Origin of the sequence: Dictyobacter kobayashii (genome assembly GCF_003967555.1) — a bacterium.
Lineage (GTDB): Bacteria > Chloroflexota > Ktedonobacteria > Ktedonobacterales > Ktedonobacteraceae > Dictyobacter > Dictyobacter kobayashii.
Genome location: NZ_BIFS01000001.1, coordinates 840,235 through 853,722 on the forward strand (window position 1 = coordinate 840,235; position 13,488 = coordinate 853,722).

Here is a 13,488-nt window from a genome sequence, read left to right on the forward strand (position 1 = left end):
ATCATCTATTTGTATCTGGGCAGATAAGATCCAAAAAGAAACCCGCCTCGATATGAGACGGGTTTCTTTTTACCTGTGGACTTAGCGCACATAGACTGCGCAGATCACGCGCTGCAGCCAGAAGTTGACACCCACAAACGACGGAGTGCCCAGAAGCTTCCAACCCTGACCTGCCATACGGGCATAATCACGCTCGAGCTTGCCTGCAGCACTGGCAAACAAGAAAATGGAGGATTTATAGAACTTGACTTCTTGCGCCTGTTGTTGTGGCTGTGGTGCGTTTTGCACTGGCATCTGTGCCTGATACCCTTGTGGAAATTGTTGCATTCGATCCCTCTTTCAACAAAAAACTCTTCAATACAATTATCTCACCAATATCGATTTATGCAATAACCACCCTGCCTATTACGCTTAAATTCTATTTTGTTAGCTTTAATCTCCTTTCAAGTCCAGGCTTACGTTTGATAGGATCACGGAAACCTGTAAGTGGTGCCTTTCCATGAAAGGGTACGTTGCCGCCAGACAGATCCGTATATGGTTCCCATCAGTTTCTTATTCTCAGGTAATCGAGAAGTACTACTATTATTGCTTCTCTTTTTTAGCATCAGCTTTCCACTTGACCGGGTCCCGAAAATCGCTGCGCTGCTTACGCGGTTGGGTTTGAGCCATGAAGGGCACGTTGTCGCCGGGGCTGAACTTCCGCTTTTGGGATTGAACATTCAGATCGTTCAAATGCATGTAGTTTTTGACAGTGCTAATATCCTCATGGCCAAGCATCTCCTGCAAACTAAAGATGTCACCACCCAGCATGAGATAGCGAACAGCAAAAGTATGACGGAAAATGTGAGGAGTAATACGGTGATCGCTGATATTAGCTCGCTTGCGCAGACGTTTGAAAAGCATCTGGATACCATGCATTGTCAGCGCCTGGCCAGTCTCAGCCTGAAAGACATGACCGCTATCGATAATCCCCAGCTGCTGCAGGCCATCGGAGTTATACCGCCAGCGATCTATATAGTAGAGGAGCATACGTAAAGCGTTACGACCAAGCGCAACACGGCGCTCTTTACGACCTTTACCATACACAATAATAGAACCATTCTGACGATCAAAATTTGACATGCGAAAATCACACAGCTCATTAAGTCGTATACCGGTATCCCAGAGCAACCATAATATCGCCTTATTACGAGCAGCATTACGTTCAGCAGTCAAACTCTTCTCCTGGGGAGGCGCGCATGCATCTAGCAGTTGCTCAAATTCCTCAAACTCAATAATACGAATGAGGGGCTTTTCTAATTTGGGCAGCTTGACGCGTTCCGTGAAGTCCTCACCAATATATCTCTCGCCATAAAGCCAGCGGCCAAAGGCATGTACCGATTGAGCGTACCAGCGACGGGTACGGGTAGCACGAACTTTCCCGCGAGGCCCAACCTCTTTTTCCAGGAAGACGAGCCAGGCGCGAAAGTGATATGTCTCCAGCTGGTCTATAACTGTCACATCCTGCTCTTGCTCCAGGTAGTTCAAGAAATGACTCAGCGCAATAGTGTGCCAGCGCAAAGTTTGAGGCTATGATTTTGACTTGGTGATCCAGAATAAACTTCCACGCGACTTTGGTGATCCAGAATAAAATCTTCCACCGCGATCTTTATTGTTTTGACGCGGCGAGATAATGTGCCAGAAGATGCAGGTGTTGTGTTCTTTGTGGTTTTCGTAGGTTTATCAGTTTTTCGAGCAGCCATCAGGGAACCTCTCTTTCCATGACGCGCTCACAGGTAGCTGATTGTTCATACGTTTTTGGGCTGATTGGTTACTAACAGCTTTTTCGACCAATTCTTACCAAAAAACAAAAACAGCCAGCCTGGCGTGAGTGCGCCTGAGAACTGGCTTCCTGAGCAATAGGGTGGGCCCAGCTGGATTCGAACCAGCGACCAATCAGTTATGAGCCGACTGCTCTAACCGCTGAGCTATAGGCCCTTGCGCTGTGTATTGTAGCATATCGTCAGGCGTTTGTGAAGGGCTTTCAGGCGAATTTTTCCGCTGGCTCATGTTTTCTCTGTGTTACTCTAAAATAGTGGTCGTCGGGCTTGAGCAAAAAATTTTTACCTGCATTCTCTATTTATGTGATTACAAATTATTCAGGATGCTCGCTGGCACAATTACATTGACGATCACCGAATAAACTGCTGATGCGCTAGTGAAACGTGAACAATACATTTCACTACCATTCTCCCGCTTTTTTCTGGCTCATCAAAAAGATGCTTGATCCTCTTAATGGCGCTACTTTTATCACAATTTCCCATACCTGTGCATATAAATATGTTCTTTTTCGGTCAAATTGGGGCGCAAATCGGCGTATATGAAGTAATTTTCATCATTTTATGCGGACACTCATCCATTTGGTGTGCTATAATAAGAATAGCCAAGTGCTACGTTCAACCCTATAAATGTCAAGTAGGAACGGACAGTTAGATTGAGGATGTATCTGCTCAGTCAGCTAGAAACGGGTACAGTATTATGCACTTGCTGATACATGCCGTTCAATGTTGTCTGGCACGTGGAAGAAGAATATGTTTTCACAGAACACATATCTCTCTTATTGTTAGAAAGAGATATATAGATGCTCCTGTGACAAAAATCCCCATCTTAAAGCACAGCCCGACTTTGTATATACCGCGCTATGCTCTGACGAGTGGCGCGGTCAACATTTTTCCAGGGGGCATTCAATGGAGAATGAAGTAACAATACGTATCGGCGGTGAGTCCGGTGAGGGCACCATCTCAGGTGGTGATATCCTTGCCCTGGCTTCCGCTCGCTGGGGTATCATGTTTATACCTTCAGAACTTTTCCAGCCGAGATTCTCGGTGGACCTTGTATGTTTCAGGTTCGTATTAGCGATCACCCGGTTAAGTCGATGGGCGATTACGCGGATGTGTTGATCTGCTTGAATAAAGAAGCATATGATCGTAACGTCGGCGAGCTACGCCACGGTGGCGTTTTGATGTATGATCCATCCGACTTTACACCCGAGCCTGGTGACTATATCACGTATGCCGTCCCCTTTAATGAGATTGCGCGTAAAGAGGTGCAGCTCTTCCAGACGAAAAACATGGTCATGCTGGGAGCGATCTGTGGACTGTTTGGTCCCCCTCTTGAAGCGATCATCCAGGTAGTGCAGTCAAAACTCTCTCGCTCTCGTAAGGCCAATGCAACGTTGATGGAAAAGAACTTGCTGGCCCTCGATGTAGCAAAAAAATATGTTACCGAGAAAGTAACAAAAAGTGATCCTTACCTGCTTGGTCCTGTCGAGAAGGCTGATCGCGTGGTGCTGAATGGAAATCAGGCCATTGTTGCTGGCGCCCTGGCAGCTCAATGCCGCTATTTCGCAGGCTATCCGATTACACCAGCCAGCGATATCATGGAGGGATTGGCGAAAGAATTGCCTCAGGTGGGAGGAACCTTCCTGCAAGCTGAGGATGAGATTGCCGCCCTGGCTTCCGTGCTCGGTGCTTCGTATGGAGGCATGCGCGCGATGACTGCCACTTCAGGTCCTGGCTTCTCTTTGATGACCGAGTTGATTGGCTTGAGCTCGATGGCTGAATTGCCTGCCGTCATCGTAGACGCCCAGCGTGCGGGTCCAAGTACTGGTATGCCAACAAAAATGGAGCAGTCTGATCTTAGCTTCGCGCTGCACGCCGGCCATGGCGATACACCGCGTATCGTGATCGCTCCTTCAAATGTGGCCAATTGTTATGAGCTGATCATCCAGGCCTTTGAGATGGCGGAACGCTATCAAATGCCGGTCTTGTTCCTGAGTGACCAGTCTTTGACCGCCCGCGTTGAGAGCGTTGATAGCCAGGTATTCAAAACACCTGAGCTGCATGAGCGCCTGCAATACAACAGTCAGCATGAGGCCAATGGGAGCAACGGACACCACAATGGACACTCAACTGAACAGATTCTGGTAGGTGCAGGGGCCGAGGAGCATGAATATACCCGTTACGCATATTCCGCAACGGGTATCTCGCCAATGAGTACTCCTGGTACGGGCTCCCCTGCTTATGTGGCCACTGGCCTGGAGCATGATGAGGCCGGACATCCCAATTATGAACCAGAAGATCATACCGCAATGATGAAGAAGCGTTTCCGCAAACTGGCCACTGCAGCCGCAGAGATGCCAAAACCGGAGCGCTATGGTGACGCAGATGCCACTATTGGAGTAATTGGCTGGGGATCAACCGAAGGAACCATTCAGGAAGCGGTGGATCGCGCGCGTGCCAAAGGCTTGAAAGTCGCGGCACTCCATCCAACCATCCTCTCGCCACTTCCCGATGAAACAATCCAGGACTTTATATCCTCAGTAAAGAAAGTTATCGTGCCAGAAAATAATTATTCAGGCCAACTTGCTAATCTATTAGGTGCCAAATATGGGCTGCAGGCCATCCGCGTCAATAAATACGGAGGGATTCCATTTACAGCCGCCGAGATCCTACGGGCAATTGAGGAGGTTTATTAAATCATGACTCAAACACTGATTAATCCAACGCCAAAAGACTATAAGAGTGAGGTAAAGCCCACCTGGTGTCCCGGTTGTGGAGACTTTGGTGTGCTCAATGCAGCCTTTCGTGGTCTGGCTGAACTGAAATTGCCCACAGATCAAACTGTGGTTGTCTCGGGCATTGGCTGTTCCAGTCGTTTTCCGCACTTTATGAAGACCTTTGGTTTCCATAGTGTCCATGGTCGCGCTCTGCCGGTGGCCCAGGGACTGAAAATGGCTCGCCCGGATCTGAATGTGATTGCTGTAGGTGGCGATGGCGACTTCTTCAGTATTGGCGCCGGTCATCTGGTCCATGCTGCCCTGCGCAACATCGATATTACGGTCGTCGTGATGGACAATGAGATTTATGGACTGACCAAAGGCCAGACGTCACCAACGTCGCCACAGGGTCATGTCACCAAGTCAACCCCTTATGGTTTGCTGGCCTCTCAGTTTAATCCGATCGCTACCGCGCTCTCACTGAACGTTAGCTTTGTCGCGCGCGGCTATTCGGCCAAACCTAAAGAACTGGCAGCCTTGATCCAGCAGGGTGTACAGCATAAGGGCTTCTCATTTATTCATGCACTCAGCCCATGTCCCACGTTTTATCATACCTTTGATGCCTGGGATGCCTCGGTCACGTCGATAGAGGCAAACCATAATACCCATGATAAAGCGAAAGCCATTACCCTGGCTCTGGAGACCGAAAAACAGTATACAGGTGTCTTCTTTAAAGAGGAGCGCCAGACAATGGACCAGGCAGCCCATCACCAGGTACAGCAATCTAAACCATTTGATATTGAACAATATATGAAGCGCTACGCATAATCTCCATGTAGGAATCATAAAGAGGGACTGGTATATTATAACCAGTCCCTTCTTTACTTATTTCTTGGAAATCAAAGTCTGATACCCATAAGCTTAAAATGACGCTTATGGATCTACTTTACTGTTGCTGCTGACGCACTTGAGTAAATGTAGAGGCGCTAAGAGAATTGGCAACACCCTGGACAAACAATTCGCCACAGGTACGGCAGAAAACGCCGCTTTCATTATGATACGTGCCACCAATAGCTGTAAGTTGCCGTTCAGCAGGCTTACCACACCATTCGCAAGCGCTACCACGTGGAGCAAAATCTACAGAGACGGGTCGCTGGAATTCATTGGACATCAGGTGCCTCCTCTACTGTGTTGATCAGTGATACTGTTCATACACATAAAAAGATAAACAGTACACAACAAAGGGGGACTATCGTATCCAGTGGTAAGCACACGCCTTTGAATACACCCACAATGATACGCATATCCGCTGCGTCTTTGCCCGTGAGCATCATTGCTCTTCTACTCAGCACCATCGGAAATATCGAAACAAAGGGGCTGAGTAAGATATACTATACCATAATTTGATACAAGTTACCAGTTCTTAACGTATCATAAAGACAATGTTGGTCCTCTTATTGTCCTGCAGGCAGATCAGGACTATTGCCCTCTTGAGCAGTATATTCTGATTCGGCAGGGGTCGCTGAGGCATTGGCGCGCATGGTTGCTAGCTGTTGCCTGGTAGTCAGATAGGCACCCCAGATCCAGCCAACTAGTCCCAATCCAAGGGTAATACCCAGCCAGACCAGCAAAACGGTGTTAAAGGCTACATTAAAGCCTGCAGCCAGAACTCCAGCCAGGACGATCCCAATAATTAAACCAAGAGTAACGCCAATTAAGCACCCGGGATGGGCCAGATTGCGTCCTTCTAAGTGTTTCATCATGATGACAAAAGATACCTTTACGAAAAATACTATTCTAGTAGGATGATAACGCGACGGCCCAGGTGCGTCAAGAGATTTTCACGGGCGAAATTATTTTTGAGATAGCAAGAAATGTTATGGAACAGGCATCACAGGCGTACGTGAGGTATCCTGGCTATCTATAGACAGGGGTAACGTTTTTTACAGGCTCCGCCGTATAATAATAAGTGTTGGTGAAAGAAGTAAAAAACTCCTGACACCAGAGAAGATTTCGCTACAACGGTGAGCGAAATAGCACCTTTAAGTTTTGAAAGGATAACTTTCATGGCCCAAGCCACACAAGAAACAACGATGCCGAAAATAGAGATTGTAGATCAACCAGATGAACAAGAAGAGACAGGCAAGAACTCATTCCGCTTCACGCTACCCATTATCCTGGGCCTGACCCTGCTGGGCATCTTTTTCCTGTTCCGCCGCAAAACACAGGAATAAATAGACTTCCAACCAAATAAAGAGAGAGTAGGCAGAGCGCACGCTTTGGCCTACTTTCTCTTTATTTGGTTGGAAGTCTATTTAGGTTTATGAGCGACGTTTAACCACCATCTTGATGGGCGCATGGGGCCGGATAGTGATCGTCTTGTTGGGATCTGGCGTTACTTGCTGTCCAGACACCAGGTCAAAGGTAACGTGCTGGGCCAGGGTAGCCAGGATCAGATGTCCTTCCATGAGGGCGAAGTGGTTGCCAATACAAATGCGTGGACCAGCCCCAAAAGGCAGGTAAGCATAGCGCGGCAATTGCTTCTCGTTCTCTGGAGTGAAACGCTCTGGATTAAAGACCTCCGGATCAGGAAAGTATTCTGGCCGGCGATGCATAGCAAAGATGGCAGCAATCACGATATCCTGTTTTTTGATGGGATAGCCATCTAGATTACAATCTTTTAATGCTACGCGCGAAACCGCATAGGCAGGCGGATAGAGGCGCATAGCTTCTTTGAACACCTGTAGTGTGTAAGGCAGTTGAGCCAGGTCCGCATAGGTGGGTGTGCGTCCTTGTAGGACCGTATCGACCTCGTGCTGTACTTTAGCAAAGATCTCAGAATGCTGGGCCAACAGATACCAGGCCCAGGTCAGGGCAGTAGCGGTCGTCTCATGGCCAGCCCCAAACAGGGTCAAAGATTCGTCACGTAACTGCTTATCATCCATGCCACTCCCATTTTCACGGGCACGCAGCAGTACGGAGAGGAAGTCATTGGCATCGCCAGTATTAGCACGACGATCTGCAATCATCTGATTAATACGTCGGTCAAGCACTGCCAGGGCCTGGCGCGCTTTGTTGCTGCGTGGCACTGGCCAGGTCATGGGGATAGGAAACAGATGCGAGAGGGAGTAGTTGACGAATGAGAGGACAGTGCTCATAGCTGCGCCCAGTTCATCGGCTTCGGTGAATACTTCGGCATCAAAGAGAACCTTGCCTACGATACTCATCGTCAGTTGAGTCATTTCATGGCCAATATCCACCACCTGTCCATCACGCCAGCCCTGCTGAATCTGCTCACTATAGCGCACCATATCATCGGCATAACTCACAATATGGCGTGGCTGGAAAGAAGGGGCCATCAATTTGCGCTGCTGACGATGCAAGGCACCGTCACTGATAAACAGGCCATTCCCGATAACTGGCTGAAAGGCCTTGCGCATACCATCGCCTTTGTCGAAGTCGGCGGCATGCTCAACCAGCATGCTACGTACCAGGTCTGGAGAGCTTATCTGAATAAAGCGAAATGGCCCATAGTGCATCAGTCCAATATCGCCACAATCCTGCGCGACATGACGATAGAGGTTCAAGCGATCATTGTTATGCTTGAACATAGAGCCAACCAGTGGCGTCTCTGTGATACCCGGAATGTTTTTGGTGCCGGGAACTTCCTTGATTTCTATACTCATTATCATCTGCCTTCTGACAGACACCCCTGTAAAGCCAGGGCATGCGCATACAACTGCATTGCCAGATCAAAAATTTAGCTACATCACATATTTACACATCCATATTATAACACTCGATCTGAACCTTCCAACAAGTTTTGCGGCAAGCTATCAGCATTTATATGAGGCTGATGCAGGCAATTTCACCCACCACAAGAAAGTTCGGAGCCAGGTATAGATGTACCGCTCAAAGATTGAGCGGCACATCCCTTTAAAAGCTTTTGCGAGATTAAAACCCTCAGGGGTTACCAGGCGGTTGAGCCTCCGTCGACCACGATGGTCTGACCAGTCATGTAGGCTGCGGCTGGCGAGGCGAGGAAGACGATTACGCCTTTGAGGTCGTCAGCGCTACCAAAACGGGCCAGGGGAATATCGGCCAGCATGGCCTCTTCGTAACGCTCAAGCAGGGCGTGCGACATGCGGGTCGGGAACCAGCCGGGAGCGATACTGTTGACGGTAATACCATATTGGGCCCAGCTGGTGGCCAGGTCACGCGTCATATTGATTACTGCGGCCTTGCTGGCGTGATAGCCAACTACCTGGATATATTTGGGATTGCCACCTGTCAGGCCAGCCACCGAGGAGATATTGATGATCTTGCCACCCTGACCACGGGCGATCATGCTGCGTCCTACCTGCTGGCTCATGAGAAAGGTGCCTTTGATGTTGACATCAATAACCTGCTCAAATTTCTCCAGTGGCATGTCTTCAGCGCGTGCGCCCCAGGTGGTGCCGCTGTTATTGACCAGGATATCAATGCCCCCAAACTTCTCCTGAGTGGCAGCCACCACACGCTCTACATCACTAAGCTTCGTGACGTCGCACGCCAGGGACAAGGCGTGGCCACCACTGGCCTCAATCTCACGCTGTACCTCTTCACACGCGGCTAGCTTACGTGAGCAGAGCACAACGTTAGCCCCCGCCTCTGAGAGCGCCTGGGCAAAATATTGGCCCAGGCCACGTCCACCACCAGTAATAATAGCGGTTTTACCATCTAAGCGAAATAAATCTAAGGTACTCAATGTAAACCTCCTCTGGCACAAATGGCTTTTTGTGAAAACTTCCCTGTTATGGTATGCATAAAAACTCCTTCGTTCTTCAGTTTGCGATTCATGATCCAGGCATGCTATCATCACTTTAACACATACATGAGATTTTATCCGCCTATCACCACTATAAGGAGCTTATTATTACTACCAATAATATTAAAATACAATTTACCATGAGTGCGGATGATCGCCATCGCGTGGAGGGACTCCCATGGGATATCCAGTTAGAAGAATGGGAAAGCCATGGAGTTCCGGTGCTGGTGGTGCGCCGCGGCGACTCGCGCCATCCGGTAATCTTCGTTGAGCGCCAGGGGGCACGCTATGCGATCAAGGAGACGACACCACGCATGGCGGAGCGCGAGATCCGTAATCTACGTGAGATTGAGCATCGGGGCATCCCTGCTTTGAGTCCGATTGGGACGGTACTGGTATCGGCGCCGCCAATCGCGATTGAGGTACCTGGCTTAAAAGGCATGCGCCAATATATCAATGGCGATCGCGGCTATACTGTGACACGCCTGGCGCCACGGGTAGTTCCGCATGTACTCCTCTATCGCTTACCATTGACCAAACGCACCAAGCAGCGCATGCTGTCAGCGGTCGCGGTCCTGATGGTCGAGCTACATGAGCATGGCGTTTATTGGGGTGATCCTTCGCTAGCCAATGCATTGATTCGTATCGATGGCAAACAGATCCTCTCGATTATGGCCGATGCGGAAACGGTAGAACTTTTTCCAGGGCCAATCAGTGAAGGTCTACGTGAACAGGATCTGGCCCAGTTTGGTGAATCGCTGGCCTGGCAGGCTGAAGATCTACGACAGGCTAAAGGGCTACCGGAAGATGTGCAGGTGCTGGATGATGCCGACTATCGGTATTTTTGTCAGCGCTATCGCACAGTGCGCCGTGAGCATTCCCGCGTCACGGGTCCGCATGATCTCAACACGATCTATCATACACAGCGTCTCTTCCGCGCTATGGGGGATTGGAGAGACATTCTTTCGGAAAAGGCCAGCAGCGCCATGCATCAGATTACGCCCATTTTGCCTGGTTGGTATCAACAGCGCATCTATGAGATGCTCCATGTGACCATCCCACGCGCCTATGCACGACGTTTCTACAACTTGATCATCGGCCACCAGGCGATCATGAGCAAGAACGAAGAGCGGGCAGTCAGTGTGGAAGAGGCAGCCCAGGATTGGTATGAGAGTTATCACCTACCAACCATCTTGATGCTGCGGCAACGGTTAACAAGTGAGCAAGATCCGATGCAGGCTTACTTCGCCATAATGCAACATAAATGGGAGATGAGCTTAAAAGCGGGCTATGAGATTCCGTTGGATGAGGCCATCCTGGATTGGGAATTGCTGACAGCGCAGACCGGCAAACTGGGTCCGGTCGATCCGGCCTCCATTGCTACCTGGTGGAGACAGCGTCAACCGGTAGCGGCGGTATTGGAGCCACCGATGATCGAAAGCGATGAGCTCGATCCACTGCTCTCAACCGCCGAACGTCCCCTGGTTCATCTGGATTTACCACAGCTTGAGCAGGAGCTACCCAAAATCTTGAATAAAGAGCCATCGGATGAGGAGTAGTACGCCAGAGAAAGAACGACGCGTTACCATAAAGCGCAATAAAGCGGCCGCTCGATAGCCAGCATTGGTTCCGAGCGACCGCTTTTATTTTTATGAGAGATATTGGGATATCTCTTCGATGAATTGTTGCTAATCGGATAGTAGCACCGAGAGGCCTGCTTGCAGGCTTTAAAGTTTAGACTTCTTCTTCCTCAGCAGCCTCTGCCAGAGCGGCTACCTCAGCGTCGTCCTCTTCCTCCACACCCTCAGCCTCGGCGGTCTTGAAGGCCAGCATGTTACCACGAATCTGATCTTCAATCGCGGTCGCCACATCACTGTTCTGGCGCAAGAACTCTTTGGCGTTCTCACGGCCCTGACCGAGGCGAATATCACCGACGGTAAACCAGGCGCCGCTCTTCTTCACCAGGCCCATCTCAAGGCCTAGATCGATCAAGCCACCCTCGCGCGAAATACCTTCGCTATACATGATATCGAACTCGGCGGTCTTGAAAGGTGGCGCAACCTTATTCTTTACCACACGCACGCGGGTACGGTTACCAACCACATCCTGACCCTGTTTGATCGAGTCTGTACGGCGGATATCCAGACGTACCGAAGCGTAGAACTTGAGGGCCTTACCACCAGCGGTGGTCTCTGGATTACCAAACATCACACCGATTTTTTCACGCAACTGGTTGGTAAAAATCACGGTGGTATGTGAATTATTGATGGCACCAGTCAATTTACGCAGCGCATGGCTCATCAGACGAGCCTGCAGGCCAACATGGGAATCGCCCATCTCGCCTTCAATTTCAGCGCGTGGGGTCAGGGCTGCTACCGAGTCGATAACTACCACATCGATGGCATTACTGCGTACCAGCGAATCTACAATCTCCAGCGCTTGCTCACCGGTGTCCGGTTGCGAGATCAACAGGTTCTGGGTATCCACACCCAGTTTAGCGGCATAGGAAGGGTCCAGCGCATGCTCGGCATCAACAAAGGCCGCGAAGCCACCCGCACGCTGGGCATTCGCGATAATGTGTAAACAGAGGGTCGTCTTACCAGAAGACTCAGGGCCATAAATCTCAGTGATACGTCCGCGCGGCACACCACCAATACCCAATGCCAGATCAAGAGAAATTGAGCCGGAGGGAATGCACTCGATCTGGATCTTGGCAGCATCGCCAAGCTTCATGATTGACCCCTTACCAAAGCGTCGCTCGATCTGATTCAGCGCCAGGTCAATCGCCTTCTCACGATCACTCATGCCAGCCGTATTCGCGCTACTGCTCGCTGCTGCTGCTGCTGCTGCGTTTTTGTCCTTCTTGCTTATTGCCATGTTTCACTTTAGCAGGATATGGGATGGTATCTATGGATTATGCCATCTTCCCAGGGCACACCCTGCCTTCCTCCTTTTTTCAATCCACTCAAGGGCTGTCATTTTTCAATAAAGTATGTTTAAGAGAGCACATGGCAAACAAATGTTTTATGGGATGATGACCATGTTACTCTTGTGAGTGTTCCTACAAAATACTATTCTTTGATATGGGCAAAAAGTCGGAAATAGATTGTGTGTTTTTCTATTTTCCGTGCAAAGTAGAACAAGTGTACCACGAGGCTGTACATGTGTCAAGTTACACTCAGCTATAGGTTGAAAAAAGGAAAGGGATGCCGATTGAGACATCCCTTTTTATTATATTTCGCGGCGGCCTTCGAGGGCTCGGCTAAGTGTGCCTTCGTCGGCGTATTCAAGGTCGCTTCCCAGAGGAAGACCTCGCGCCAGGGTTGTGACCCGCAGCGGTGCGGCGATTCCGCTTTTGATGTCGTCTTTAATGACACCCGCGGTATAGTCGCCTTCAAAGCCAGGATTAGTGGCCAGGATGACTTCACGCACATTTCCTGCGGAGAGGCGTTTGAGAAGTTCATCAATGCGAATATCCTTACGCCCAACGCCATTTAAAGGTGAGAGTGCACCATGCAAGACATGGTACAGACCTTTATAGACGCCCGTCTTCTCTAAAGCCAGAACATCGAGAGGCTCCTCTACCACGCAGATACTATCCTGATCACGACCCGGATTACTGCAAATAGGACACGGATCTGTCTCAGTTATATTATAACAACGCGAACAGTAGATGATGCTCTCTTTGACGCGCAAGATAGCCTCGGCCAGGCGACGAGCCTGATCATTGGGGCTACGTAAAATGAAAAAGGTCAGGCGTTGCGCCGTTTTTACGCCGACCCCAGGCAGTTTCGAGAGTTCTTCAACTAACGCTGCCACAGGAGCTGCGACATCACTCATTTTTAAAACAGTCCAGGAATTTTCATTCCACCAGTGGCACTGTTGACAAGCTTCTGCTGTGCATCCGTCACGCGATCGTGCGCATCTTTGGCAGCGGCTTTCACCATTACCTCTAGCTCTTCGATATCATCGGCACTAAATGCTTCAGGATCTACTTTGACTTCAGTGATTTCATACTTACCGGTCATGGTGATTGTAACAGCACCACCGCCGGCGGTACCAGTAAACAGGCTGGATTCCAGGTCTTCCTGCATCTTCATCAACTTTTGTTGCATTTTCTGGATTTCACGCATGTTCATGGGGC

At 49.6% G+C, this 13,488-nt stretch carries 14 protein-coding genes and 1 tRNA gene; 4 read left to right on the forward strand and 11 right to left on the reverse strand.

Features of this window, described 5'->3' with window-relative positions:
* Window positions 1–81 precede the first annotated feature (81 nt).
* The 4 genes from EL645_RS03705 to EL645_RS03715 all read right to left on the reverse strand — a co-directional run bounded on the left by EL645_RS03705 (window position 82) and on the right by EL645_RS03715 (window position 1,977).
* Window positions 82–327, reverse strand: coding sequence for a hypothetical protein (locus tag EL645_RS03705; RefSeq protein ID WP_126548780.1), 246 nt, complete (start codon window positions 325–327; stop codon window positions 82–84).
* Window positions 328–582: 255 nt separating this feature from the next.
* Entirely contained in the window at window positions 583–1,500 is a 918-nt protein-coding gene (locus EL645_RS03710) for a tyrosine-type recombinase/integrase (protein WP_161977082.1), read from the reverse strand.
* Between the two features lie 35 nt (window positions 1,501–1,535).
* Window positions 1,536–1,742 carry a hypothetical protein gene (locus EL645_RS39030; protein ID WP_161977083.1) on the reverse strand — a complete coding sequence of 69 codons (207 nt, stop codon included), beginning with the start codon at window positions 1,740–1,742 and terminating at the stop codon, window positions 1,536–1,538.
* A gap of 162 nt (window positions 1,743–1,904) precedes the next feature.
* A tRNA-Ile gene (locus EL645_RS03715) sits at window positions 1,905–1,977 on the reverse strand.
* A gap of 838 nt (window positions 1,978–2,815) precedes the next feature.
* Between EL645_RS03715 and EL645_RS03720 the strand changes: the two genes are divergently transcribed.
* Both EL645_RS03720 and EL645_RS03725 read left to right on the forward strand, forming a co-directional pair.
* Window positions 2,816–4,516, forward strand: a complete 1,701-nt coding sequence (locus EL645_RS03720) for a 2-oxoacid:acceptor oxidoreductase subunit alpha (protein WP_218032039.1) — start codon at window positions 2,816–2,818, stop codon at window positions 4,514–4,516.
* A 3-nt stretch (window positions 4,517–4,519) separates the two neighbouring features.
* Window positions 4,520–5,365 carry a 2-oxoacid:ferredoxin oxidoreductase subunit beta gene (locus EL645_RS03725; protein ID WP_126548782.1) on the forward strand — a complete coding sequence of 282 codons (846 nt, stop codon included), beginning with the start codon at window positions 4,520–4,522 and terminating at the stop codon, window positions 5,363–5,365.
* A 118-nt stretch (window positions 5,366–5,483) separates the two neighbouring features.
* Here EL645_RS03725 and EL645_RS03730 read toward each other — a convergent pair whose 3' ends face one another.
* A complete protein-coding gene (locus EL645_RS03730) occupies window positions 5,484–5,708 on the reverse strand; it encodes a hypothetical protein (protein ID WP_126548783.1) in 225 nt (74 codons plus the stop codon).
* 283 nt (window positions 5,709–5,991) lie between these two features.
* Window positions 5,992–6,300, reverse strand: coding sequence for a hypothetical protein (locus EL645_RS03735; RefSeq protein ID WP_126548784.1), 309 nt, complete (start codon window positions 6,298–6,300; stop codon window positions 5,992–5,994).
* Between the two features lie 303 nt (window positions 6,301–6,603).
* On the opposite strand from EL645_RS03735, the gene EL645_RS39035 reads away from it, so the two are divergent.
* The gene (locus EL645_RS39035) at window positions 6,604–6,771 is read left to right on the forward strand and encodes a hypothetical protein (RefSeq protein ID WP_161977084.1); all 168 of its coding nucleotides are present in this window, start codon (window positions 6,604–6,606) and stop codon (window positions 6,769–6,771) included.
* A gap of 87 nt (window positions 6,772–6,858) precedes the next feature.
* On the opposite strand, the gene EL645_RS03740 is transcribed toward EL645_RS39035, so the two are convergent.
* Window positions 6,859–8,223 carry a cytochrome P450 gene (locus EL645_RS03740; RefSeq protein ID WP_161977085.1) on the reverse strand — a complete coding sequence of 455 codons (1,365 nt, stop codon included), beginning with the start codon at window positions 8,221–8,223 and terminating at the stop codon, window positions 6,859–6,861.
* 284 nt (window positions 8,224–8,507) lie between these two features.
* A complete protein-coding gene (locus tag EL645_RS03745) occupies window positions 8,508–9,284 on the reverse strand; it encodes an SDR family oxidoreductase (RefSeq protein WP_126548786.1) in 777 nt (258 codons plus the stop codon).
* 200 nt (window positions 9,285–9,484) lie between these two features.
* On the opposite strand from EL645_RS03745, the gene EL645_RS03750 reads away from it, so the two are divergent.
* Window positions 9,485–10,903: a DUF4032 domain-containing protein gene (locus EL645_RS03750; RefSeq protein WP_126548787.1), complete on the forward strand. Its 1,419-nt coding sequence runs from the start codon at window positions 9,485–9,487 to the stop codon at window positions 10,901–10,903.
* Between the two features lie 175 nt (window positions 10,904–11,078).
* On the opposite strand, the gene recA is transcribed toward EL645_RS03750, so the two are convergent.
* The 3 genes from recA to EL645_RS03765 form a co-directional block, all read right to left on the reverse strand.
* Entirely contained in the window at window positions 11,079–12,149 is a 1,071-nt protein-coding gene (gene recA, locus EL645_RS03755; RefSeq protein WP_174845316.1) for a recombinase RecA, read from the reverse strand.
* A gap of 426 nt (window positions 12,150–12,575) precedes the next feature.
* Window positions 12,576–13,184, reverse strand: a complete 609-nt coding sequence (gene recR / locus EL645_RS03760; RefSeq protein WP_126548789.1) for a recombination mediator RecR — start codon at window positions 13,182–13,184, stop codon at window positions 12,576–12,578.
* Between the two features lie 2 nt (window positions 13,185–13,186).
* Window positions 13,187–13,483 (reverse strand): YbaB/EbfC family nucleoid-associated protein, encoded by a 297-nt coding sequence (locus EL645_RS03765; protein WP_126548790.1) that lies wholly within the window; start codon window positions 13,481–13,483, stop codon window positions 13,187–13,189.
* Window positions 13,484–13,488 lie beyond the last annotated feature (5 nt).